The sequence below is a fragment of the Aureimonas ureilytica genome (genome assembly GCF_001475935.1).
Classification (GTDB): domain Bacteria; phylum Pseudomonadota; class Alphaproteobacteria; order Rhizobiales; family Rhizobiaceae; genus Aureimonas; species Aureimonas ureilytica_A.
The window spans coordinates 1-24854 of the sequence record NZ_LDQA01000058.1; the positions used below are offsets into that span (position 1 = coordinate 1).

General features: G+C 65.8%; 21 protein-coding genes, 3 pseudogenes and 1 other annotated feature. Of the genes and pseudogenes, 9 read left to right on the plus strand and 15 right to left on the minus strand.

Annotated features, from left to right (window positions below):
- Positions 1-240 precede the first annotated feature (240 nt).
- A complete protein-coding gene (locus NS365_RS25365; protein WP_153003862.1) occupies positions 241-438 on the plus strand; it encodes a hypothetical protein in 198 nt (65 codons plus the stop codon).
- Positions 399-509: a sequence feature (AL1L pseudoknot), on the plus strand. (Overlaps the previous gene by 40 nt.)
- An 89-nt stretch (positions 510-598) precedes the next feature.
- Here NS365_RS25365 and NS365_RS19445 read toward each other — a convergent pair.
- From NS365_RS19445 to NS365_RS19475, 7 genes are all read right to left on the minus strand, one after another.
- Positions 599-1021: an RbsD/FucU family protein gene (locus NS365_RS19445; RefSeq protein ID WP_058601965.1), complete on the minus strand. Its 423-nt coding sequence runs from the start codon at positions 1019-1021 to the stop codon at positions 599-601.
- A gap of 27 nt (positions 1022-1048) precedes the next feature.
- Entirely contained in the window at positions 1049-2083 is a 1035-nt protein-coding gene (locus tag NS365_RS19450) for an aldo/keto reductase (RefSeq protein ID WP_058601966.1), read from the minus strand.
- Between the two features lie 17 nt (positions 2084-2100).
- Positions 2101-3096, minus strand: coding sequence for an ABC transporter permease (locus NS365_RS19455; RefSeq protein WP_058601967.1), 996 nt, complete (start codon positions 3094-3096; stop codon positions 2101-2103).
- Positions 3093-4085 (minus strand): ABC transporter permease, encoded by a 993-nt coding sequence (locus tag NS365_RS19460; protein ID WP_058601968.1) that lies wholly within the window; start codon positions 4083-4085, stop codon positions 3093-3095. Before NS365_RS19460 ends, NS365_RS19455 begins: the two co-directional genes overlap by 4 nt.
- A complete protein-coding gene (locus NS365_RS19465; protein WP_058601969.1) occupies positions 4085-5608 on the minus strand; it encodes a sugar ABC transporter ATP-binding protein in 1524 nt (507 codons plus the stop codon). The genes NS365_RS19460 and NS365_RS19465 overlap by 1 nt, the downstream gene beginning before the upstream one ends.
- 94 nt (positions 5609-5702) lie before the next feature.
- Positions 5703-6728, minus strand: a complete 1026-nt coding sequence (locus NS365_RS19470; protein WP_058601970.1) for a sugar ABC transporter substrate-binding protein — start codon at positions 6726-6728, stop codon at positions 5703-5705.
- Between the two features lie 69 nt (positions 6729-6797).
- The gene (locus NS365_RS19475) at positions 6798-7910 is read right to left on the minus strand and encodes an iron-containing alcohol dehydrogenase (RefSeq protein WP_058601971.1); all 1113 of its coding nucleotides are present in this window, start codon (positions 7908-7910) and stop codon (positions 6798-6800) included.
- A 457-nt stretch (positions 7911-8367) separates the two neighbouring features.
- On the opposite strand from NS365_RS19475, the gene NS365_RS19480 reads away from it, so the two are divergent.
- From NS365_RS19480 to NS365_RS19510, 7 genes and pseudogenes are all read left to right on the plus strand, one after another.
- Positions 8368-9081: a GntR family transcriptional regulator gene (locus NS365_RS19480; protein ID WP_058601972.1), complete on the plus strand. Its 714-nt coding sequence runs from the start codon at positions 8368-8370 to the stop codon at positions 9079-9081.
- Positions 9081-10325: a UxaA family hydrolase gene (locus tag NS365_RS19485; protein ID WP_058601973.1), complete on the plus strand. Its 1245-nt coding sequence runs from the start codon at positions 9081-9083 to the stop codon at positions 10323-10325. The genes NS365_RS19480 and NS365_RS19485 overlap by 1 nt, the downstream gene beginning before the upstream one ends.
- A 111-nt stretch (positions 10326-10436) precedes the next feature.
- Positions 10437-12011, plus strand: coding sequence for a GMC family oxidoreductase (locus tag NS365_RS19490; protein WP_058601986.1), 1575 nt, complete (start codon positions 10437-10439; stop codon positions 12009-12011).
- A gap of 211 nt (positions 12012-12222) precedes the next feature.
- Positions 12223-13017, plus strand: coding sequence for an SDR family NAD(P)-dependent oxidoreductase (locus NS365_RS19495; protein WP_058601974.1), 795 nt, complete (start codon positions 12223-12225; stop codon positions 13015-13017).
- A gap of 23 nt (positions 13018-13040) precedes the next feature.
- Entirely contained in the window at positions 13041-14150 is a 1110-nt protein-coding gene (locus tag NS365_RS19500; RefSeq protein ID WP_058601975.1) for a glycerol dehydrogenase, read from the plus strand.
- 307 nt (positions 14151-14457) lie between these two features.
- Positions 14458-14895 (plus strand): annotated as a pseudogene (locus NS365_RS19505) (DDE-type integrase/transposase/recombinase); the annotation flags it as partial.
- 145 nt (positions 14896-15040) lie between these two features.
- Positions 15041-16387, plus strand: a complete 1347-nt coding sequence (locus tag NS365_RS19510; RefSeq protein ID WP_058601977.1) for a glycoside hydrolase family 28 protein — start codon at positions 15041-15043, stop codon at positions 16385-16387.
- Between the two features lie 312 nt (positions 16388-16699).
- On the opposite strand, the pseudogene NS365_RS25370 reads toward NS365_RS19510, so the two are convergent.
- The 6 genes and pseudogenes from NS365_RS25370 to NS365_RS19535 all read right to left on the minus strand — a co-directional run.
- Positions 16700-17079: pseudogene (locus NS365_RS25370) on the minus strand (IS481 family transposase); the annotation flags it as partial.
- Positions 17080-17197: 118 nt separating this feature from the next.
- Positions 17198-18157 (minus strand): carbohydrate kinase family protein, encoded by a 960-nt coding sequence (locus NS365_RS19515; RefSeq protein WP_058601978.1) that lies wholly within the window; start codon positions 18155-18157, stop codon positions 17198-17200.
- Positions 18158-18199: 42 nt separating this feature from the next.
- A complete protein-coding gene (locus NS365_RS19520) occupies positions 18200-19225 on the minus strand; it encodes an ABC transporter permease (RefSeq protein ID WP_058601979.1) in 1026 nt (341 codons plus the stop codon).
- Positions 19222-20793, minus strand: coding sequence for a sugar ABC transporter ATP-binding protein (locus NS365_RS19525; RefSeq protein WP_058601980.1), 1572 nt, complete (start codon positions 20791-20793; stop codon positions 19222-19224). The genes NS365_RS19520 and NS365_RS19525 overlap by 4 nt, the downstream gene beginning before the upstream one ends.
- An 80-nt stretch (positions 20794-20873) precedes the next feature.
- The gene (locus tag NS365_RS19530; RefSeq protein ID WP_058601981.1) at positions 20874-21872 is read right to left on the minus strand and encodes a substrate-binding domain-containing protein; all 999 of its coding nucleotides are present in this window, start codon (positions 21870-21872) and stop codon (positions 20874-20876) included.
- Positions 21873-21955: 83 nt separating this feature from the next.
- The gene (locus tag NS365_RS19535) at positions 21956-22867 is read right to left on the minus strand and encodes an ABC transporter permease (RefSeq protein ID WP_082684726.1); all 912 of its coding nucleotides are present in this window, start codon (positions 22865-22867) and stop codon (positions 21956-21958) included.
- Positions 22868-23224: 357 nt separating this feature from the next.
- Between NS365_RS19535 and NS365_RS23790 the strand changes: the two are divergent.
- Positions 23225-24024, plus strand: a pseudogene (locus NS365_RS23790) (IS5 family transposase).
- 9 nt (positions 24025-24033) lie between these two features.
- On the opposite strand, the gene NS365_RS19545 reads toward NS365_RS23790, so the two are convergent.
- Both NS365_RS19545 and NS365_RS19550 read right to left on the minus strand, forming a co-directional pair.
- Positions 24034-24426, minus strand: coding sequence for a type II toxin-antitoxin system VapC family toxin (locus tag NS365_RS19545; RefSeq protein WP_058601984.1), 393 nt, complete (start codon positions 24424-24426; stop codon positions 24034-24036).
- On the minus strand, positions 24423-24737 hold the full coding sequence (locus tag NS365_RS19550) for an AbrB/MazE/SpoVT family DNA-binding domain-containing protein (protein ID WP_082675375.1): 315 nt from the start codon (positions 24735-24737) through the stop codon (positions 24423-24425). The genes NS365_RS19545 and NS365_RS19550 overlap by 4 nt, the downstream gene beginning before the upstream one ends.
- Positions 24738-24854 lie beyond the last annotated feature (117 nt).

The window sequence follows — 24854 nt, forward strand, 5'->3', positions numbered from 1 at the left end:
TGTTCGAAGCGCAGCACCTCCACCCGTCACAGCAGCGAAAAACAGGGCGCCAAAGCCGAATACCCCATCTGTTGCGAACATCCATTTGGGATGCGCGTGAGCCGCACCGGGTTTGCTGAAGGCTCCAACTCCCGAATAGGGTGAAGCTATGACGAGCCGAACGACGAACAGGTTTTCGCCAGAGGTTCGCGACCGGGCGGTGCGGCTGGTTTTGGGCCACGAGGCGGACCATTCCTGTCGGTGAACCGCCTGCCAGTCGATCGCGACGAAGGTCGGTTGCCCGGCTCACACGTTGCTGGACTGCGTGAAGAAAACCGGGAAATCCGACAGGCCAACCAGATCCTGCGCAAGACATCGGGGTGTTTTGACACCCAATCGCCCAATGACAAGCATTCGGCGGCCGGGCAGGGGAAGTTCGATTGCCCGTTCAAGCGATGATCGCGCTCATCGGCGATCATCGCGGTGTCTCCGGGGTTGAGCCGATCTACCGGGTTTTGCCGATCGCCCCATCGCCCTGCCAGGCGCATGTCTCCCATCTGGCCGACCCGTTCCGGCTTCCGGTACGGACGAAGCGCGATGCCGGGCTGAACGGCGGTGCTCAGGGACGCAGAACGCCCTTGCGCAGGAGTACATTGCCGTAGAGCCGGCGCTCGCCGCTGGCTATCACGGCATAGGCTGCGCGCGTGCGCTCCACGAACACGGCCGGTTCGATCTCGGACACGGTGACCTTGCGCCCCTCCGCCCTGTCGGCGCTGGCCTGGAAGGCGTCGTACATCGGCCGCGTCTCGGGCGGTGCCGTCATCACCGCCATGGGCGAGTCGACGAAATCGTCCAGCGGGAAGACGGAGAGGATCGCATCCACGAGATCGGTCGCGGTCGTACCCGGGAGGTCGATCAGGCGTTGCGCGACATGGGCGGCGCCGAAATTGGCGTCGGCGATGACGATCTCGTTGCCATGGCCCATGTCGTCCAGGATGGCGAGGAGTTGGCCGTTGAGAAGAGGGTGGATGGATTTCAGCATGGGGTCTGTTCCTTGCGAGGCCCCCCGTCAGAGCGCGGGGATGAGGCCTTTTTCTTCGAGGCTGAGCCAGAGCGCGTCCGGGATCGGTTGCTCGAACCAGGCGACGTTCTGGTTCACCTGGGCGGCGCTCTTGGCGCCGATGACCACGTTGGCGGTGGCGGGATGGCGCATCGGGAACTGGATCGCGGCGGCGGGAAGCGGCACGCCGAAGGGCTCGCAGGCGGCCCGCAGGGCTTCGGCCTTCTCGACGATCTCGGCCGGGGCGTCAACATAGTTGAACTTCTTGCGCCCCGAGGCGGAGGCGAGAATGCCGGAATTGAAGACACCGCCCACCACCAGCGCCACGTCGCGTGCGGCGGCCTTGGGCAGAAGCGCCTCCGTGGCTGATCCGTCCAGCAGCGTGTAGCGGCCAGCGAGCAGGCAGACGTCGAGATCGGTCTCCTCCATCGCGTCGAGAATCGCTTGCGTCTCGTTCACGCCGAGCCCGAAACCAGCGATGAGCTTGGCCGCTCGCAGCTCTTCCAAAGCGCGGAAGCCCCCGCCCTTGGTGAGCGCCCCCCAGTGATGATCGTGCAGCGCGCCGTGCGTGACGCGGCCGATATCGTGGACGAAGAGGATGTCGAGCTTCGACAGGCCGGTGCGCTGGCGCGAGTCGTCGTAGGAGCGAAGGATGGCGTCGTAGGAATAGTCGAAGACCTCGCGAAACGAGAGGCCGTTGTTCCAGCCGGAATCGAACTCGTTCTTCGGCGGCTCGGGAGGCAGCTGGCGGCCGGGCCGCTCGAAGCTCATGAGGCGCCCAACCTTCGTGGAGATCGCGAAGCTGGAAGGCTCTTCCTCGCGCAGGAGCTCGCCGGTCAGGTGTTCGGAGCGGCCGAGGCCATACATGGGCGCGGTGTCGAAATGCCGGATGCCGGCGTCCCAGGCCGCCTGCAGCGCGGCGCGCGCGTCCGACAGGGGTACGGGGGCGTAGAGCCCGCCGAGCGGCGCCGTTCCCATGCCGAGTGCGGTGAGTTCGATCCCGGCGCGTTTGAGGGGCCGCTTGGTGGAAGCCTTCATGGTCATGCCTTTCACAACACGCACTAGATACGCACACGGTTCTTGCGGCGGGTCCACACCACCAGCGCGACGCCGGCGATGAGAAGCGCGGCGCGGACGATCTGACGCTGCGAGTCGGTCCAGCCTAGAAGCGCAGCGCCGCTCAGAAGGACGGCGAGCAGCAGGACGCCGGTCAAGGTGCCCACCATGTTCGGCTTGCCCATCTTCAGCGCCATGCCGCCGAGCAGAACCGCCGTCAGCCCGTCGATGAAATAGGACGAGCCGATATAGGGCTGACCCGAGGACAGGTCGGCGGCCAGAAGCACGCCCGCGACCGAGGACAGAACCGCCGAGACGACGTAGAGAAGAAACAGGAGCTTGCCAGCCGGAATACCGGCCTCCACCACCGCGTGGCGGTTCTGCTCCATGGCGTAGATGTAGTGGCCGAAGGTCGTGCGATCCTGAAGCATCCAGGCCCCCGCGTAGAGAAGCGCGACGAGAACCGTCAGAACCGGAAGGAGGCCGAGATTGGCATCCACCAGCGCGCCTGCAAAACCCGTCGTGGCCATCGGGATCGAGGTTCCCTTGCCGATCGCGGCGGCGATCGAACCGGCGAGGCCGCCTGTCGCGATGGTGATGACGAGCGCCGGCAGGCCCATCAGGGCGACGAGCAGGCCGTTCAGGAGCCCCACCAGAAGCCCCGCGAGAAGCGCCACGAGCGAGGCCAGCGGCCAGCCCGCGCCCGCCGAGACGAGCCCGGCGACGATCATGGTGGAGAGTGCGGCGACCGACATGAAGCTGACGTCGATCTCGCCCGCCGCGATGATCCAGGTGAGACCCAGAAACATGATGGCGGAGATCGAGGCCGAACGCAGCATGTCGTTGATGTTGCCCGCGCTGGCAAAGCTCGGGCGCAGCCAGGTGAAGACGATCACCAGGGCGGCAAGCAGGAAGAAGAGACCGAAGCGCACGAGGAAGCGGTTGATATCGAAACCGGCGGGAGCGCCGGCGCGCGAGGTCGGGGTCAGAACGGCGCTCATGAACGGGCCTCGCGAAGGGCGGGTTTGCCGCTGTCGCGGAAACGGCGGAACGCTTCCTCGATCCGGGGATCGAAAAGGGCGATGGCGGAAATCAGGACGATCGAGACGATGGCGTCCGAGTAGAAATAGGGTACGGCGAGCAGCGTGAACCCGTTCAGCATGGCCGACATGAGCAGCGTGCCGGCGACCGTGGCGGGCACCGAGGCCGCCCCGAACAGGGCCGCGCCGAGATAGACGGCGGCATAGGCCGGCATCAGCAGTTGGTTGCCCGCCGTGACATTGGCCGCGCCGGAAGAGGCGACGAGAAGCGTGATGGCAAGGCATGACAGCGCGCCGCAGATGGCGAAGGCGGCGCAGACATAGAGCCGGACACGGATACCGGAAAACACCGCCGAGGTGCGGTTCTCGCCCGTGGCGTAGAAGGCGCGGCCGAAGCGGGAGAAGTGCAGCACGATCCCGGCGAGAAGAGCGGCGGCGAGCAGGATGGCGACCGGCGCGTCGATGCCCAGATATTTGGCGTCGTTCAGGTCGAGAATGCCCGACATGAAGAAGTTCTTCGAGATCGAGGTGCCGTTGGAATAGAAGTAGGACAGGCCCACCGCGAGCCCTCCGGTGGCGATGGTCGCCACGATGTCGGGCAGGCGCATCCAGGCAACGGCGATGCCGTTGACGAGGCCGCAGGCGAGCCCGACCGCCAGCGCGCCCAGAACGCCGAGGCCGACGCCGTATCGCCCCGCGATCAGCCAGCCGAGCGTCATGGCGCCGAGCGAGGCGACGCCGGGAAAGGACAGGTCGAACTGGCGCACCACGATGACGAAGGTGAGGCCGAGCGCCGCCAGCCCCTGCACCGCCATGTGGCGCAGCAGGGCGTGGATGTTCTCGGACGAAAGATAGGCTGGCGTCAGCATCTGAAAGATACCGGCCACGAGCATGAGAAGCACGAGGAAGGCGACGATTCTCGGTACCAGGGGGTGGGTTCTCTTGGTCATCAGGCACGCGCTCCCATGATTCCGGCGCTGAGAAGTTGATCGCGCGAGGGCCTGACGCCGCCGGGATGACCTCCCCCGAGATGAACGGGGCGGCCCTTGTAGAGGGCGAGCACGCGGTCGGCGAGGCCGTGCACCTCATCGCAGTCCGAGGACATGACGATGACGCCCGCACGGCGCGAGAGATCGCGCATCAGGGCGTAGAGCTTGGCGCGCGCGCCGATGTCGACGCCGATCGTCGGCTCTGCGAAGATGTAGATGTCGGCGTTGCGATAAAGCCCCTTGGCGATCACGATCTTCTGCTGATTGCCGCCCGAAAAGGCGCTGACGGGCCGGTCGAGTTCGAAGGGCTGCAGGCCGACGTCGCGCGCCAGTTTCTCTGTGTCGCGTCGGTTGCCGGACAGTTTCAACAGGCCGCCGAGCCAGGAGGCGCGTCCGAGATGGGCGACCGTGGTGTTGAAGGTGACGTCCTTGGTCATGGTCAGCCCTTCGGTGCGCCGGTCGCCCGGCACGAGGAAGATGCCGGCCTCCAGCGCGTCGTGCGGGCCGCGAAAGCGTCGGGTCCGACCCTTCACCTTGAGCTCGCCCGCGTCCGGGCGCAGGGCGCCGAACAGGACCTTGCTCAATTCGTCCACGCCCGAGCCGACAAGGCCGAAGACACCGAGGATTTCGCCGCGCCGTAGTTCGAGATCGACGCCCGAGAAGGCCGCGCCGCATCCGAGCCCTTCGGCTGACAAGATCACGTCCCCGTTCCCGATCCCGTCACAGATCGGGTAGAGATCGCCCGCCGCCTCGTCCAGCATCAGCTCGGGAATGGAAATGTTGCGCTCGCGCGCCTCGCGCGAAGTGAAGGTCGCCACATTGCGCCCGCCCCGGAAGACGGTGAAGCGGTCGGCGATCTCGAAGACCTCTTCCAACCGGTGCGTGATATAGATGATGGCGATGCCGGCGGCCTGAAGCGTGCGCATGAGCTGGAAGAGCGAGGCTTTTTCGCGCTCGGTCAGGGTCGAGGTTGGCTCGTCCAGAATCAGGACCTTGATATGGTCGTGGCGCAGCGCATGGAGAATGGCGACGATCTCGCGGTCCACCGCTGGCATCTCGCCGACCGACGCGTCGAGGTCGATCTCGATGGGGAAGCGCTCCAGAAGCGTCTGGGCGCTTTGGCGCATGGCGCGCCGGTTCATGCGTCGGAACAGGCCGGGCGCGTGTCCCTCGTGCCCCAGAAAGATGTTCTCCACGCCCGTGCAGTCCGGCACGAGTTCGGGGTGTTGCTGGACGGTGGCGATGCCCGCCTCGATCGCCGCGCGGGGGCTGCCGAGCTCGACCGCCTGCCCGTCGATCTCGATCGCGCCTTCGTCCTTGGTGTAGACGCCCGACAGAATCTTGATCAGCGTCGACTTGCCGGCGCCGTTGATGCCGAGCAGCGCGTGGATCTCGCCGCGCTCCAGCGAGAAGTCGACCCCGCCCAGCGCCTGCACCGGCCCGAAGCGCTTGCGGATGCCCCGCATATCCAGAATCGTCGCCATGCCTTGTCCTCGCGCTGCCGGGAAGAAGGCAAGGGGCGCGCAACGCCGCCCCCTGCCGGAGCCGCCCCTTGTCGGAGCCATCGGAAGCCTGGGGTCAGAGCGCCCGGTTCCAGCCGATCTTCGCGGCTTCGCCCGGCTGATCGTAGGTGTCGGGGATTTCGATATTGGCGAGGCTTTCCTGCGTCACCGCGTAGGACGGCGTGATGACGAAGCGCGGCGCCTTGCGCCCGGCGATCACCTCGTGGGCGTAGAAGGCGTTCATATAGGCCATCTCGTAGAAGCTCTGGGCGAGCGTCAGCGCGAAAGGCGAACCGGCCTGGATGTACTCGAAGGACTGCTGGCCGCCGTCGATGCCGGTGATGAACACGTCGCGGCCGGACGCCTTGATGGCGAGCGTGCCCTCCGAGGCCGCGCCGTCCCAGGCGCACCAGATGGCGTTGAGGTCGGGATTGGCGGTGAGGATGTTGTCCACGACCTGGCGCGGCGTGGTGGTGCCGCCGAGCGCGAAGGCGATCTCGGAGACGACCTGGATGTCGGGATTGCGCAGGAAGACGGACTTGGCGCCCAGCGTGCGCTGGTCCCAGGATTCGTTGGAGGGCAGGGACACGAGCGCGACCTTGCCCTTCCCCTTCAGGCGATCGACGATGTACTGCGCGCCATAGGCGCCGAGACCGAAATTGTTGGACATGGCGGTGGAGGTCACCGTCGTGTTCGGCACGTAGCTGTCACCGCAGAAGATCGGAATGCCGGAGGCGACGGCGGCCTGCACGGCGGGCGCGATGGCGGCGGCGTCGGCGGGCGTGATGAAGATCGCGGCGGGCTTGGAGGCGACGAAGGCGGCGATCTGGTCGGCCTGCTTCTTCACGTCGTAATTGGCGTCGGCGATCGTCAGCGTGCCGCCGAGCTTCTTCACCGCATCCTCGTAGCCGGCGACGATGTGGCGGCCCGATTCCCAGACCGTCCAGCCCAGCGAAGCGCAGAATTGCGCATCCTGCGCGAAGGCGAAGTTCGGCCGGGCCAGCGCGGCGGCGACCGTCAGCGCGGCGGCGCCGCTCAGAAAGCCTCGGCGTGACAGGCGAAGGCCGGCGGCTTCGGGGCTGTTGTCGTGAAATTCGGTCATGTCGTGTCCTCCCTTTGAATGTTGAGTGGCGCCGGTCCGTCCTGGCCGGCGGTCGCGTCGATCTCCCGGTCAGCGCGACTGGTTCAAAAGCTCGCGGTATTCCTCGCGCGTCGGCACGCGCGGATTGGTGCCGTGGCAATGGTCCTTCAGCGCCTCGCCCGACACGCGCTCCATCATGGCCTCGGTCACGCCCATCTCGTCCAAGCCCGACGGCAGGCCGATGTCGCGCGAGAGATCGGCCATCACCTCGTCCGGCGCGCCGCCCAGAATGTCCGCCAGGACGTCCCATTTGCCGCCGATCGCCGGTCGGTTGAAGCGCAGCACAGCCGGTGTGAGCACGGCGTTGAGCGTGCCGTGATGCAGGTTCAGCTCGCGCACGGCGCCCAGCGGATGGGTCAGCGCGTGGACGGCGCCGAGCCCTTTCTGGAAGGCCATGGCGCCTTCCAGCGCGCACATCATCATCTCCCAGCGGGCCTGGCGGTCAGCGCCGTCGCGGACCGCGCGGCGGATCGCGCCAAAGCCCCGCTTCAGCCCATCGAGGGCGATGGCGTCCGCCGGCGGGTTCACGGAGGGGGCCATGTAGGTTTCCAGGCAGTGCGACAGGGCGTCCATGCCGGTGGCCGCCGTCAGCTTGGGCGGCAGGCCGTAGGTGAGTTCGGGATCGCACAGCGCCACGCTGGGCAGCATATGCGGGCTGACGATGCCGAGCTTGCGCCCTTCAGCCGTGATGATGACGGATGCGCGCCCGACCTCCGAGCCCGTGCCGGACGTGGTCGGCACTGCGATCAGCGGGCAGATGCGCCCGTGGATCTTCGCCGCGCCACCCTCGACGGCGGTGTATTGCGCAAGCGGCCCCGCGTGGCCGGACAGAAGCCGCACGGCCTTGGCCAGGTCGATCGAGGAGCCACCGCCAAGGCCTACGATCCCGTCACAGCCTTCCCGACCATAGAGCGCGAAGGCCGCTTCCACCGCTTCCTCGGTCGGGTTGGCGGGCGTGTCGGGGAAGACGGTCGGCGCGGCGTCGAAGAGCGTCAGCACGCGCTCGACGAGACCCGTGGCGACGAGGCCGCGATCCGTCACGATCAAGGGGCGCCGCACGCCCAGGCCTTCCAGAAGCGCCGGCAGCCGCGCGATAGCGCCTTCGTCGAACTCGATACGGGTCAGGTAGGTGATGAGAGCCATCGGGGGCGCGCTTCCAAGACGGGGGACGTCGTGCCTGTCCGGCGAATTCGGCTTCTCCGGACAGGCTACAAGTCTCTGTTTTCACTGCATCCTCCAACGACGGAGCCTATCCGCTCTGCCGGGAGATGCTTTGGGTCGAAGGCAGGCGTCGGCACGCATGGCGAAGCCTCGCCATGCCGCGACCAGGTTTTGCCGAAATGCGTCACGGCACCGCCCGTCGGCCAAGCGGCGTCGTTCGGCGGGCCCGGATCGGGCCGCCGGATGTCTCGTCTGACGTCTAGAATCCTCCTTCGGAACGAAGATGGCCTCCGGCCTCCTGTTCCGACTTCGGCGGCCTCCCGGCGCCGGCATTTCGTCTCTATCGGATTGCGCCTTGCGTCGTCAACCGATATATGAGTTATTGAAGCCAGACTGATGAAGCGAAGTCAACTCCCTCTCCTACACCACGGAAGAGCCCATGAATGCCGGGATCGGCGCCGAGGCTTTGGCGCGCGTGGCGGTTGAAAGACCGACCCAAAAGGCCGAACAGATATATGAGTTGCTGCGGCACTCCATTGTGCGCCTGCACATGGTTCCGGGATCGGTGATCTCGGAAAAGGAGCTCTGCCTGCAATACGGCGTGTCGCGCACCCCGGTGCGGGAGGCCTTGAAACGGCTGGCGGAAGAGGATCTGGTGGACGTGTTCCCCCATTCGGGAACCTATGTCTCGAAGATTTCCTTCGACGTGGCGGAGGAAGGCTTCGTGATCCGCCGCGCGCTGGAGATCGAGAGCATCCGCCGCGCCGTGCGCTTCGTCACCGATGCCGACGTGGCGCGGCTCGACGCGCTGATCGCCGACATGCGCGACATCCTGGCGCGCGAGGCGCTGCACGAATATATCGAGGTGGACGACGCCTTCCATTCGGCCATCGCCGGTATCAGTCACTATCCACGCATCTGGAAGTTCATCAACATGGTGAAGGCGCATCTCGACCGGATGCGCCAGCTCTCCGCGCCCGTGCCGGGGCATCTGGCGGAGGTCACCGAGCAGCACGCCTCGATCGTGCGGGCGCTCGCCCGGCGCAACGCCGACCAGGCCGAACTTGCCATGAAGATCCACCTGGAATCCTCCTTCGCGGTGATGAGCGCGATGTACGAGGAAGGCCGTTATTTCAAACGGAAGGACGTCTGATGCTGGATGTGCCCGCCGGCGCTCCGCGCCTTGCCGACGTCGAGAGCGCCAGCTTCCTCGGCTACAGCCGCGCGGACGGGCGCGTCGGCACGCGCAATTTCATCGCCATCGTCTCGTCGGTGAATTGCTCGGCCACCGTATCTCGGGGCGTGGCGGCGCATTTCGCCTCGCCGGCGGGGCGGCTCGAGCGCTTTCCCCATGTGGACGGCATCGTGGCGATGACGCATGGCGGCGGCTGCGCGGTCAACCTGCATACGGCGGGCTACGACTATCTGACCCGGGTTCTGGCGGGTTATGCCGCCCATCCCAATGTCGGGGCTGTCCTGATGATCGGCCTTGGCTGCGAGACCAACCAGATCCCGCTTCTCCTGCGCAAGCACGGGCTGAACGAAGGCCCGCTCCTGCGCACTCTGACCATTCAGGGAAGCGGCGGCACGCGGGCGACCATCGCCGCCGGTATCGAGGCGATCGAGGCCATGCTGCCTGAAGTCGACGCCGCGCGGCGCACGCCCCAACCGGCCGGGCATCTGACGCTCGCCTTGTCGGCCGAAGCCTCCGACGACCCGGCCGCCGAGGCCGCGCTCGGCCACGCGGTCGATCTGCTCCTGCGCCAGGGTGGCACGGCCGTGCTGGCGCAGACGCCCGATCTCCTCGACGCCGCTCCCTTGCTCGCCGGTCGCGCCGCCTCGCCCGCCGTGGCCGAACGGCTCGCCGCGCGGATCAAAGACTGGCGCGGCACGAGCGCGCGCGCCGATTTGCCGGACCGGGCTGCCCTTGAAGGCGGGACCGCTTCGGCTGTCTCGACGTCGGATCGGGCGCGGCCTTCTGCGCTCGCCAAGGCCGGCGCGTCGCGCTTGGAGGCGGTCTACGACTATGGCGAGCCGATCGCGGCCCGCGGTTTGGTCGTGATGGACACGCCCCGCTACGCGCCGGTGGCGCTCACGGGCCAGATCGCGGGCGGCTGCACCCTGGCCGTTCTGGCGACCGGACGCGGCGGCGCCTCGAGCTGCAAGCCGGTGCCGGTGCTGCGGCTCGCCACCAACACGCCCTTGTTCGAGCGTATGAACGAGGATCTCGATCTCGATGGCGGAACGGTCGCCTCCGGGCTGGAGACCGTGGAACAGGCCGGAACTCGCATCTTCCGGGCGCTGCTTGCCGCCGCCTCCGGCGAGCCGACCCGCAGCGAGCTCGGCGATTTCGGCGACAACGACTTCGCGCCCTGGCAGGTCGGCGCGGTGATGTAGGCCAGCGCGGGAGAGTCCCCGTCGGGGGATCCGCCTTTTCGAGAACAACAACCGACGGTGCGATGGCGGCAGGACAAGACGAGCCGCCGCGCCCCTTGGGAGGACAAGACGATGACCGAATTGAAGACCAGCTACGACGTCGTGATCATCGGCGCGGGCGTCGGCGGCGGCGCGCTGGCCAATGCCCTGGCCGCGCCCGGCCGCGAGATCCTGATGATCGAGCGAGGCCCGCGCCTGCCGCGCGAGAAGGACAATTGGAGCGTCGACGCCGTCTTCCACAAGAAGAAATACGCGACCAAGGAGGAGTGGCGCGACAAGGACGGCGCTCTCTTCAACCCCAGCACCTACTATTATGTCGGCGGCAATTCGAAATTCTTCGGCGCGGCCACCGTCCGCTTCCGCAAGGAGGATTTCGAGGACCTGCAGCACGAAGCCGGCATCGCCCCCGCCTGGCCCGTTTCCTACGACACGTTCGAGCCCTATTACGCCCGCGCCGAGCGGCTCATGGGCACGCATGGCGAGGCCGGGCTCGACCCGATCGAGCCGCCGCGCTCGGGCCCCATGCCCTATCCCGCGATCGGCCACGAGCCCGAGATCGCCTGGTTCGAGACCAAGCTGCGGCAGAAGGGGCTGCGGCCCTTTCCGCTGCCGATCGCCATCGACTATCACGACGGCGGCGCCTGCGCCCGCTGCCGGACCTGCGACGGTTTCGCCTGCAAGATCGGCGCCAAGGGCGACGCCGAGATGCGCCTCGTCAATCCGGCGCTCGCCAAGGGCGGCGTGACGCTCATCACCGAGGCCTTCGTCCATCGCCTCGTCACCGACCCCTCGGGCGGCAGGGTCACGGCGGTCGAGTTCGATTACCAGGGCGAGCGCCGAACGGTCTCGGCCAAGGTCTTCGTCTCGGCAGCCGGCGCCATCAACTCCTCGGCCCTGCTCCTGCGCTCGCGCAACGACAAGCACCCGAACGGGCTCGGCAACAACACGTCCGACCAGCTCGGCCGCAACTACATGGCCCACAACAACACGGCGATGATGGCGATCTCGCCGTTCAAGAAGAACCGCGTCGTCTTCCAGAAGTCGATGGCGATCAACGACTTCTACCTCGCCAATTCCGAGCGGCCCTATCCGCTCGGCAACGTGCAGGGCCTCGGCAAGCTGCAGGCCGGCATGCTGACCGCGAGCGTCAAATGGGCGCCGGAAAGCATGATGGCGCTGTTTGCCGAACGCTCCGTGGACTGGTGGCTGATGTCGGAGGACCTGCCCGATCCCAACAATCGCGTCAGCCTCGACCCGGACGGCAAGATCCGCCTCTCCTACACCGCCAACAATCTGAAGGCGCATGGCGAGCTGGTGAAGGTCTGGTCGAAGATCATGCGCTCGCTCGGCTATCCCCTGATCATCACGCAGAAGATGGACATCAAGGTCTCGATGCATCAGTGCGGCACCGCGCGCTTCGGCACCGATCCCGCGACCTCCGTTCTCGACACCAACTGCAAGGTCTGGGACGTCGAGAATCTCTACGTGGTGGACGCCTCCTTCCTGCCGTCCTCGACGGGCTTCAATCCGTCGCTGACCATCGTCGCGCAGGCGCTGCGCACGTCCGAGCAGATCCTGAAGGAGCTCGGCGAGACCATCGCGCTGCCCATGCCGCCGGTGCGCGCGGTCGAGACCGTGCCTGCCTGATCCGACACATACGAAAATCCGACGCCCATCCGGACAGCTCCAGACGCGGGGACCGACGAGCATCTTGCCGTTTCCCGCGACGCCGGCTTCGAGCGATGCGAGGGCGCATCGGCGAGGACCGGCCACGAAGGGGCGGCGAGACGACCCGCCCGGCCGGACCGGCTGACGTTTCGCATGGGCTCATCAACCATCAAGAGGGAGGGAAAACACCATGACGGCCAAGCGTGACTATGCGCGCATGTTCGATCTTACCGGTCGCAAGGCCATCGTGACGGGCGGTTCGCGCGGCATCGGCCGGGCGCTGGCACAGGCGCTGGCGGCGCACGGCGCCGACGTCGCGATCGTCGTGCGCTCGACGCTCACCCAGGCCGAGGACCTGGCCCGGGAGCTGAACGCCGGAGGGGGCGACAGTTTCGCCATCCAGGCCGACGTCTCCAACCCGGACGACGTCGAACGGCTGGCCGCCGCCGTCGAGGCGCGCTGGGGGCGCGTGGACATTCTCGTCAACAATGCCGGCACGATCTATCCCGGCGACGCCGAGACCTATGCCCTGTCGGACTGGCGGGCGACGATGGCGGTCAATCTCGACGGCGTGTTCCTGGTCAGCCAGGCGATCGGCCGTCTGATGATCCGCCAGAAGTCCGGCTCGATCATCAATATCGGCTCGATGTCCGGGCGCATCGTGAACTGGCCGTTCAAGCACTCGGCCTACAACGTCTCCAAGGCCGCGGTTCACATGCTGACCAAATGCCTCGCCACTGAATGGGCCGAGCACAACATCCGCGTCAACGCCTTGGCGCCCGGCTACATCCTGACCGAACTCACCGAGGAGGTGCTGCGCGAGAACCCTGACGTGGTGAACAACCACTGGGCCAAAAGCGCCGTCCAGAACCGCATCGGCACCGTGGACGAGCTTGCCGGCTCGGTGGTCTATCTCGCCAGCGACGCCTCGTCCTTCACCACCGGCGAAATCCATACGGTCGACGGCGGCCTGACGCTGCGCTGACCCTTTTCCAGGACCACAGGACCATGACTCAACGCGGATACGGCGGCCCCCTTCGCTACGTCCAGGGCCCGGGCGTGACGGCCGATCTGGGGCGCTACCTCGCCCCGCTCGGCGACAAGGCGCTGGTGGTGATCGACGGCTTCTTCTGGGACAGGCTGCGCCCGGATCTGGAAAGCGCCCTTGCAGCGGCGGGGGTGGCGGCGGACTTCGTTCGCTTCGGCGGCGAATCCTCCGACGCCGAGATCGAGCGCTGCGTGGCGGCGGGGCGCGCAGCCAGTGCCGCTTCCGTCGTCGGCATCGGCGGCGGCAAGGCGCTGGACACAGCCAAGATCACGGCCTTCGGCATCGGGGCGCGCATCGTCACCGTTCCCACCATCGCCTCGACGGACTCGCCGACGAGTTCGCTCGGCGTCGTCTATTCGCCCGACGGCGTCTACGACCGCGTCGTGCGCTGTGGGCGCAATCCGGACGTGGTGCTGGTGGACAGCGACCTCATCGTCAAGGCGCCGGCTCGCTTCCTGGCAGCCGGCATGGGCGACGCGCTCTCCACCTTCTACGAGGCACGCTCCAACATCGAGTCGCGCTCCAACAACTATATCGGCGACGGCTACGCCTCCACGGTCGGCGGCTACCAGATCGCCCGCGCCTGCCACGAGGTGCTGATGCGTGATGGGCGCGCGGCCTATGCGGCGGCCAAGGACGGGCGGCTTACCCCGGCGGTCGAGAACATCATCGAGGCGAACACGCTCCTGTCGGGCCTCGGCTTCGAGAATTGCGGCGTCTCGGGCGCACACGGCATCCACGACGCCCTGACCGTGCTGGAGCCGACGCACCATTTCCTGCATGGCGAGAAGGTCGCCTTCGGCGTCCTCTGCCTCCTCGTCCTGGAGAACCGTCCGCCCGCCGAATTCGCGGAAGCCCTGTCTTTCTGCCGCGATCTGGGCCTGCCCACGACGCTCGCTGATCTCGGCTTGCAGACCGTCAGCGCTGCCGATCTCACGCGTGTCGGCGAGGCGGCGATGCTACCGACCAACGTCATCCACTCGGTTCCCGCCAAACTCTCGGTCCGGGCGATCGCCGACGCGATTGCGACGGCCAGTCTGCTGGCCAGCCGACCCGCCCCCGCGCCTTAACCGTGGCGGCGGCTTTGTTGCAAAGCAGCGGCCGTTGATGCGAGCTGAGGCTGAGAGATGAGCCAAAGCTTGGCTTGACTGATGAGCGCAGCGTTCAGCGGCCGTCACTTCGCGCCCGACATCATCATTCTTCGCCTGCGCTGGTACTGCCGCTAAGCCCTCAAGCTACCGCGACCTCGAGGAGAGGATGCCCGAGCGTCCTCTCCGGGGGGACCATACGACGGTCTACAGATGGGTTCAGCACCACGCGCCCGAGCTGGGCCGTCGTGTCCAGCGGTGCAAGCCGCTGTAAACCAAGACATGGTACGTCGACGAGACCTCTATGAAGGTTCGCGGCGAATGGATGTGTCTGTGTCGGGCGATTGGCGAGGATGGCGAGACACTGAACGTCTACCGCTCGCAAACCCGTACGACGACGGCCGCCAAACAGTTCCTGAGCACGGCCTCGAACCGCTCGCCGCATCATGGCCCGTCCGTCGTGTCGACCGACAAAAGCCGAGCCTGCAACGAGGCGCTTGGCTCGCTGCGCAAGGAACATCGCCTGCCGCCGACCTGCCAGCATCGGCAGGTGACGTTCCTGAACAACAGGCTGGAATGCGATCACGGGAAGCTGCAGCAGCGCATCCGCCCGGTGCGTGGGCTCACGTCGCGCAAGACGGCCTACAATTCCCTTCGTGGGTTCGAAGGGATGCGGATAATCCGCAAGGCCCAGTTCCGTTCGATGGTCGACAACCTCACAGGCTGATCGGAGGCTCGGTAGATCGGACGGCTGTTTCGGGTCTTCATCGCCTGAAAACTGAATAGAACGGGATCGTTGCAATCAAGTTGGCTATCCGCCACCAAGCCTCCGCTCTGGTTGCGGCTCACTCTCTCGGACTGAAGATCCCGTGATGTCGCGTTTCGCTTCCCTGTCAGAATACAACGCTCTCCTGCGCGGAGGTCTGTTGATCGTGGCCGCCCTTTTCGCCTGGAACGTCCAGGCGCAGGATCGCCGCGACGTGCGCGAGCCGTCGCTGCCGACGCAAGTCTGCGCGACCCTGGCGTCCAAAGGCGATACGGATGACACAGGGCGGATACAAGCGGCTATCGATCGTTGCGAGCCGGGTGCGGCCGTCCGCCTCGTTGCCGCAGCAAACGACGGGCGGTTCGTCAGCCGGCCCCTGCACATGGCATCGGGCGTCACGCTCTGGATCGATCGCGGTGTCGTGCTGGCAGCGACGACGGACCCACTGGCCTATGACCGAGGACAGGGCACCTGCGGCACCATCGCCACCAAGGGGGATGGCTGCGCGCCGTTTCTGTCCTTCTCCCATACGCAGGGCGGCGGCATCGTGGGAGACGGCACGATCGATGGCCAAGGCGGCGCGGTCATGGCCGGCCATCGCGAAACCTGGTGGCAGCTCGCCCGCCGAGCGCAGAACGAAGGGGGCCATCAGAACAATCCTCGCCTGATCGAACTGGAGCAGGCCCGCAACGTGACCTTCTACAGGGTAACGTTACGCAACGCCGCCAATTTCCATGTCGCGCTCAACAAGGTCGAGGGCGCGACCTTCTGGGGTGTCAGGATCGACACCCCTGCCGACGCACGCAACACCGACGGGATCGATCCCGGCGCGTCGCAGGATGTCACCATCGCCCATAGCTTCATTCGCACGGGAGACGACAATATCGCGATCAAGGCCGGCAAGGGCGCGACCCGCTTCGTCTCGATCCTGAACGATCATTTCTACTGGGGACACGGCCTGTCGATTGGGAGTGAGGTCAACGAAGGCGTCAGCGACATCCTCGTCCGCGATGTGACGCTGGACGGCACGACCTCGGGGTTGAGGATCAAGAGCGACGCCAGCCGGGGCGGGTTGGTCACCCGCGTGCGCTACGATGGCGTGTGCTTGCGCGGGAACCGGAAGCCGATCGACTTCGATACGCGCTACGATCCCGGTGTTGGAGGTCAACATATCCCGGTCTATCGCGACATCCTGTTGCACGATGTGAGCGGCACGGATGGGGCGCTGATCCTGCGCGGCTATGACGGCGCTCATCCGCTGCATGTGACGCTGAATGGCGTGCACTTCGCGTCCGATGCAACATGGAATATCGACAACGCGCAATTGTCGGCAGGCCCCGGTGGGGTGTCACCGATCCCCGCAGGCTATGATCTATCCCCCGCTCGCGGGCCAAGCCGAAACTGCGACGCGTCTTGGGTGCCGTTTCCAACGGATCATACCAAAGCGCATTGATCAGACCGGCTTCTCCATTCGCGGTGTCGAGGTCAAGCGCTCCTGAGCGGATGTCTCGCCTCGGCTGATGTGTGATCCCTTGGCTGTCATGCCTCACTCTGGGATCAACTAGGTCAGGCCCTTCCCTGAGGGGATCGGAATCAGCGAGGCGGCTCGATCTGTTGCGCTTGGCTGCCGTGCGAGGGGCATGATCGGCTCAAGAGTCCTATGTGTTCAGTCCCGGCCTCTGATGGATCGGGTTCCGCACCTCGGCAATATCGATGCGGAAGAAGCTCCCTCTCAGCGATGCTGCGCATCGTCTGCTTTGCAAGGGATCGGAGAGCGCTTGAAGCGCTGCCGGTTTGGCCTGTCCCTCCCGATGCCAGCAGGCGGGAGATGCCATATCGTTGCAGGCACCGATGCAGCGCGGAGCGCGTCAGATGCGGGAGCGACCGTTGCAGGGCGTAAAGGCTGTCGTCGAGCAGCAGCAACGTGTGGCGTCGGAACGCCACGACCATTGCCTCCTTCCCCTCGGTCAGTGTCGTCGAATGAGGCCTTCAGATCCTCAACGGTTGCCCGTTTCCGCCACTTCGCGACCGCTTCGGGCTGATCCCCAGCTCACGGCTCAGCGTCGCGAGCGAAGCTTGCGATCGCTGGGATGCTGCTCGGGCGGCGTGCATGGTCGTGGCGCACCCATGATGGACCTGCCCCATAGTGCCTCTTTCCATTCCAACGAAATGGATCGGACCATCAAACCGTGGGATCAAACACCCAGCCAAGCTGCGGAGTGGGCCAGCAACGATGTTTCTCCTGATGAAAGGCTTGTCTTTCTCATGCCGATGGGACGTGGGTCCGGCGCGGGGCCTCGTTCATGAAGGCAAGCGTCTCATCGAACGAGCGGATGCCGGCGTCGGAACCGAGGCCCGTCGCCACCAGCGCGGCTGAGGCTTGGGCAAAGGCGAGCGCCGTGGAGACATCCATACGGTGGTGGAGCGCGGTGATGAAGCCGGCGTCGAACGCGTCGCCGCAGCCTGTCGTGTCCACGACCTCGATCGCATAGGCGGGCTGGTGAACGGTCTCGCCGGAGGCCGCGACGAAGCAGGCGCCGTCGCCGCCGAGCGTGAAGACGCAATGCTTGACGCCGCGCCCAAGAAAGAAGCCGGCGGCCGATGGCACGTCGGCAGCCCCCGAAATGTCGCGCGCTTCCTCAATGGAGGGCATGAAATAGTCGATATGGGGCAGGAGCGGCTCGATCAGTGATAGGGTCTGCGGACCGGCGCCTAGAAGATCGAAGGTCACGGTGCGGCCGCGCCGCTTGGCCTCGGCCAGAAGCCGCGCGCTCGGCGCGCCGTCGAGCTTGGCGAGGAGCCCGGTGCCGCCGAGATGGATGATCGCTGGCGCGAGCACGGCGTCGAGCGCGGCGTCGGCCACCTCGAAATGGTCCGAAGCGCCGCGCGCGTGGAGGGCCGGGCGGCTGCCGTCGCGGCGGATGTTGAGGATCGTCGCGGAGGTCGGCACGCCCTGAAGCTGCTGCATCTGGCTCGTGTCGACGCCGAAGCGCCGGAGCGTGGCGAGCACGAAGTCGGCCTTCTCGTCGTCGCCGACCGCACCCACCGCAAGGCAGTTCAGGCCCAGCTTGGCGAGATCGATCACCGTGCCGCCCGCCGTTCCCGCGACGGTCAGGCGGATCTCGTCGATGAAGGCGACCTGCCCGCCGGGCGGAATGGCGTCCACCGGGCGGCCGAGGACGTCGAGGATGTAGAGACCGATCACGGAGACGTCGTGCGACATGGAAGCGCCTTTGGGGACGGGAAGGAAGGAGAGGACCGTGCGTCAGCCGCGCTGGCTGAACGCGAAGATCGTGCCGGCGAGGAGGATGAAGCCGCCGACGATGGCGAGTTGCAGCGTGCTCGGGATGCCGACGAAGATCAGGACATTGCTGACGAGCGTGATGAGGAAGACGCCGAGCAGCGTGCCGACGACGCTACCCGAGCCGCCGGTGATGCGCGCGCCGCCCAGCACCACGGCGGCGATCACGTCGATCTCCATGCCCGCCAGGTCGAACGGGTTGGCGAGCCGGTTGGAGGCGACGTGGACGACGCCCGCAATCCCCGCCAGAAGCCCGGCATAGGCGAAGACGAAGACGCGCACCCGGAAGAGACTGATGCCCAGGCGCTCGGCGATCCCCGGATTGCCGCCAACCGCGAAGACCGCGCGGCCCATCAGCGTGCGCTCCAAGACGAACCACGTGACGAGAGCGGCAACGAAGAGAACGAGGACGCTCGCCGGCAGGATGGAGATGCCGCCGCCCGGCGCGGTGTGGGTGTAGAGCGAGGCCCGGCCGAAGACGTCCATGGCCGCCGGAATGTTCATGAACAGCGCCGTCCCGACGAAGGTCAGGAGGAAGCTGCGGATAATGTACTGGGTGCCGATCGTCACGATCAGTGAGGGCGCCTTCAGCGTGTGGACCAGGACACCGTTGGCCGCGCCGAGCAGCGCGCCGCCACCTCCCGCCAGGAGGAAAAAAACCACGAGCGGCATGTCGGGCGCGTGGTTCGTCGCCAGCATTGTCAGCGCGTACATCATCAGCGCGGCGATCGCGGTGAAGGACACGTCGATGCCGCCCGCCGCGAGCACGACCAGAACGCCCATCGCAAAGAGGCCGCGCACCACGGAAGCGCGCAGGACGTCGAAGAGGTTGTTGACCTGGAGGAAGTCCGGGTTGGCGATTGTCACCGCGACCGAGGTGAGGATGACGAGCAGAAGCGTGAAAAGCTCGGGCCGGCGGACCATGCGGTCGAAGACGCGGGAGTGCCAGGCGTCGCCCCGTGCCGGCGGGGCCGATGCGATCTCGGTCATGCGTCGAGTCCTTCTCCGGCGGATGCGAGCGAGCGGTAGATCGTGTCCTCGCTCCAGTCCTCGACGGGCCGCTCGGCCACGACCCGGCCTTGGCGCATGACCGCGATCCGGTCACAGTTCTGAAGGAGTTCGGGCAGGTCGTCGCTGATGATGATGACGGCCATGCCGCCGTCGGCGAGCCGCTGGATGATGCGGAAGATCGTGTCCTTGGAGCCGACATCGACGCCGACGGTCGGCCCGTGCAGGATCAGGAGGCGCGGCTCGATGGTCAGCCAGCGTCCGATCAGGACGCGCTGCTGGTTGCCGCCCGATAGCGACTGGACGGGAAGGACGACGTTGGGCGTGGCGACCTGGAGGTCGGCCACCGTCGTCTCGGCGAGCTTTCGCGCCCGCCGCCCGCTGATGATGCCGAGCGCGCCGCGCAGGCGGTCCAGCACCGGCAGGGTGATGTTCTCCTCGATGGATTTTTCGAGGAAGAGCCCCTCGGTCAGCCGGTCCTCCGGCACGTAGCCGATGCCGGCCTCGATGGCCCCCGCGGGCGTGCGCAGCTCCACCGCCGCGCCGCCGAGGCGGATATGCCCGCTGCGGGCGGGCCGGACACCGGCCAGTGCGAGGGCGAGTTCGTTACGCCCGGAATCGGCAAGGCCCGTAAAGCCCAGGATCTCGCCGCGCCGGAGCGAGAAGGACACGTCGCGGAAGGCGTCGCCCCCCAGGGCTTCGACCTCCAAGAGCGTGTCGCCGAGTTTGGGCTCGGTGCGATAGCGCGCCTCGCTGATCTCGCGGCCCGTCATCCAGTGCATGAACTCGGCTTTGGAATGCTCGGCGACATCGAGTTCGGCCACCTTGCGCCCGTCGCGCATGATGATGGCGCGCCCGCCGATCGCCTTGCACTCCTCGAGCTTGTGCGTGACGAAAAGAACCGCGACGCCGCCCGCGCGCAGCCGCTCGACGACGCGCAGGAGGTTGTCCACCTCCTGGCGCGTCAGCGAGGTCGTCGGCTCGTCCATGATGACGAGCCGCGCGTCGGCGGCCACCGCCCGCGCGATGGCGACGAGCTGGCGGGTGGCGAGCGGCAGCGTGTCGGTGCGCCGGGACAGGAAGTCGCGGTCCGTCGGCAGCTGCACCTTGGCAAGCGCGGCCCGCGCCGTCTCGCGCAGCGCCCCCATGTCGAGCCGGCGGGCGAGATGGCCATCGGCGGCGACGAGCTGCCCGGTAAAGGCGACGTTCTCGGCGACGGAGAGATTGGGAAGGAGGGAGAGGTCCTGGTAGACGGTCTCGATCCCGGCGCGCAGCGCGCCGATCGGGCCGATGTCGCCCGCCCGCTCGCCGGTCGGTGTGCCATCCACGAGGATCTGGCCCTCGTCGGCGGCCTGCGCGCCCGAGATGATCTTGATCAGCGTTGACTTGCCACAGCCGTTCTCGCCCATCAGATGGTAGACGCGGCCTGCCTCGATCACGAGGTCCACCGCCTTCAGCGCGTGGACGCCACCGAAGGATTTGCGCACGCCCCGGATTTCCAGAAGCGGAGGGGCGGCGTCGGCCGGTCGCGGCGCGGAGACGACGGACATGATGACATCCTGATGGAAACGGGGCTGCTCCGGGGCCGCCGAGACCCCGGAGCGGTCGAAAGACGCGTTCGCGCCGAGGCTTAGAACGGGTAGTTCTTGTAGGAGGCCTTGTCGACATCGACCCAGGCCTCGCCCTGAACGATGACGCCCTTGCCGGGGCCCTTCTTCACCGACACCTTGTTATAGCCGGGAACGCCCAGATCCATGCCGTCGGTGACTTCCTTGCCGTCGAGCACCATGTTGGCGACGACGTTCATGACGTAGCCGGCATCCTTCGGATCCCAGAAGAAGATCTCGTCCACCGCGCCGGTTTCGAGATAGGGGCCGGTGTCCTTGGGCAAGCCGAGGCCGTAGACGCAGGTCTTGTCCTGCAGGCCTGCCTCTTCCACCGCGCGGCCAATGCCGATGACGTCGATCGCCGACGAGCCTTGGAAGCCCTTGATGTCGGGATAGCGGCGCAGAATCTCCTTGGCCTTCTCATAGGCCTTGTTGGCGTCGTTGAAGGACTCGTTCTTGGCGGCGACCAGTTCCATGCCCGGATACTTCTTGGCGTTCTCGGCGCCTGCATCCACCCATTGATTGTGCGTCAGGCTGCCGAGCGAGCCGACGAAGCTCGTCCACTTGCCGGACTGGCCCATGCAGGCCGCCAGCTTGTCGTTGATGCGTCGGCCGAAAGCCGCGTTGTCGAAGGCCTCGATATCGACGGCGGTGTTGACCAGGCTGTCGCCCTCGTGGGTGATGACCTTGATGCCACGCTGTCCGGCGCGGCGCAGCACGCCTTCCAGCGCCGCCGGGTCCATCGGCACCACGGCGATGGCCGAGACGTTCTTGGCAACCAGATCCTCGATGATGCGGCCTTGCTGGGCGGCGTCCGCCTTGGCCGGGCCGACCTGGCTTGTCGCGACGTTCGTATGCTCGGCGCCGTAGGCGTCGACACCCTGGTTCATGCGGGTGAACCAGTTCTCGCCCGTCACCTTCACGACGGTGACGATCGTCGGCTTGTCCTGGGCCGTGGCTGCGCCGGCGCAGAGGGTCAGGCCGAGCGCCGTGCAGGCGGCGAGCTTGGATAGAGTGGTCATATGGATCCTCCCATTGGATATGAAGTGCGGGCGCGCCTTTCCTGCCTCGTCTCCCGGCAGGGATGGCGCGCTGTTCCGACGTGTCAGCGGCTCGGCTGGAGCCAAGTGCCGAAGTCGAACCTGGCGAAGGCCAGAAGAGCGAGGAGCAGAAGTCCCCAGGCAAGGTCCCGAAAGAAGTTCGAGATGTCCATGAAGTTGAAGAGGCTGGACAGGATCTGCAGGGCCGTTGCCGCCAGAAGCACGCAGCCGACCTTGCCGTAGCCGCCCTCCGGCTTCACCCCGCCCATCACCGCGATCAGGATCGCGATCAGAACGTAGGAGCCGCCGTAGTCCCACTTCACCGAGGCATTGCGGGCGGCAATGACGATGCCGGCAATCGAGGACAGGAGGCCACTCGCCGTATAGGTCAGAACGATCATCCGACGCTCGGCGATGCCGCCGTAGCGCGCAGCCTTGGGGTTGCTGCCGAGCAGCATCAGGCGCACGCCGAAAGGCGTGAAGCGCAGGACGAAGCCGATGATCGCCGCGACCACGAGGAACAGCGCGAAGCAGATCGGCATGCCCAGCACCGGCGAGTTGCCGAAGTCGTCGAGCGGCGGGATATAGCCGAGGCTCAAGGCGGAGCCGTTGGTCAGGAACACCGCGATGCCGGTGAACAGGAGCTGCGTGCCGAGCGTTGCGATCAGCGGTGTCAGGCGGCCATGGGCGATCACCAGTCCGTTCGCCAGCCCCCCGACAAGGCCGATGAGAAGTGCAATCCCGGCAAAGCTCCAAGAGAAGAGTTCGGGCGCGGCGTCGGGGGACACGAAGAGCTTGGCCAGCATCAAAGCGCCAATGCCCGACAGGTTGGCCAGCGCGATGCCCGAGAGATCGATGCCGCCGTTGCCCGAAGTCATGGCCAGCATCACGCCGAAGGCGAGGAGGCCGAGTTCGGGGACCTGCGCGGCCATCGATTGAAGATTGTAGCTATCGATGAAATTGGCGCCGGCCAGCATCGCGCCCGCCGTCAAGAGGACGACGTTGAGCAAGCCGAGAAAAACGCCTTGGCGATCGAAACTGCGAAGCAAATCGCACCTCCCGTACGATCTTGTCTCGGAACGTGACCCATCCGCTTGGCGGATCGGTCTCCCTCACGTTCCAATTTTTGACATCTGTCACAAAAAAATGTCTAATGTCAATTCATCCTGATAGCAGGATAGGCATGGCTTCCGTCAAGCTGGAAACCAGTAAGCGTCGAGCGTTTCGACGCCCCTCGAACCGAACTCATGTTCGTCTAGGTAGGGAACTCACCCAACGTATTGCCATGATTGGTGGATTCCATCCGGTATTGGGTCCTTCGGATGGAGACGATCATGCGCGATCTGTTCTGGCTGTTGGACGAGGCGTGGGCGAAGTTGGAGCCGCACCTGCCCAAGAACCAACTTGGTAAGCCGCGGGTTGATGACCGGCGGGTTATCTCAAGCATCCTCCATATCCTGAAGACCGGCGGTCGCTGGCGGGATGTGCCGCCTGAGTACGGACCGGCCAAGACAATCTACAACCGTTACACTCGATGGGCACGGCGTGGCGTCTGGCGGCGGATCTTCGCCAAGGTCGCAGCCGCAGGCGCTGTCCCTGATGAACTCTGCCTCGACAGCACCCATGTCAAAGCACACCGCTCCGCATCCGGCGGAGTTCGCAGGATCAGCAAGACATCCAGTGGCTGTCTTGCCCGGAGAACGGGGAGTTCAGCCAAGCGGTCGGCATCTCGCGCGGCGGCCGAACGACAAAAATCCATTGTCTGGCTGATGCTTGTGGCCGGATCGTCGCCCTTGCCCTAACGCCCGGCAACATCGCCGACATCACCATGGCTCTTCCGCTCTTGGAAGCTATAAGACCGACGAAGCGTCTGATTGCAGACAAAGCCTATGATGCCGATAAGCTTCGGACTTGGCTCAGCGAGCATCAGATCGAGCCGGTCATTCCGGGGCGGGCCGCCCGCCATATCGTCTACCCGCTAAACCGCAAGGCCTATCGCCGTCGCAACATCATCGAGCGCATGTTCGGCAGGCTCAAGAACTGGAAGCGCATCGCAACCCGCTACGACCGCCCCGCCATCAACTATCTCGCCGCCATCGCCCTGATCGCCACGGTCACTCAATGGCTTGGGTGAATCCCCTACCTAGCGAATAACGCGAACCGACACCGCAACGGTCCCGGCCAATTCCGACCATACGCGATCGGCCGTGACCGCTGGCAAACCGAGCTTGCCAGCCAAGGCCAGACAACTCCGATCCCCCAAACTCAATCCCTTTACCCTGGTATGTTCGGTTAACTCGGCCGAGGCCTCGGCGTCTTCCATGGAATGAGGATGGCATTCGAGATTGAGGGATTGGATCGTTAATCTGGCGTGCCGCGAGGTCATGCCTTTCGCGAGAAGTTTGACCAAAAGTTCCTGCACGTTGACCGCAGAAATGATGGCTCGACCTTCGAGCAGCGTTGCAACCTCATCACCACCTGGCTCTTGCAGAAGAAAGGCAAGAACGGCGGATGTGTCGAGAACGGATGCACTCACTTGCTTTCGGGCTCCGGCTGGCTGGCCACCTGACCATCCTCGAACTCTTTAGCGGCTTCGGCGCGGCGCTCAGCTATGAACTCGTCTACGACCCCATCCCCATTTGGAATGTACTGGCGAACGAGTTCCTGAGCACGCCTCAGGGAACGCCTCAGAGTGGTGACCTCAACCTCGCCATTCTCCTTTTCGATGAAGACGAGTTTTCCTCCTCCTTCCAACTCCAAGCGCGCACGTATGGCAGATGGAAGATTCATGCGACCGTTTGCGGCAACAGGAACAACGTGTCTATGGTCCATTTCGGAAAGCCTCATCCTAGATCCATAACGGGATTAACTTTATCCATTGCACGATATCGCTGCAAAGGGTGAGAAACATTAAATAAGGTAGAATACGCCGTCGATTTGTGTTCAAAACTGATCGTTTAAGGA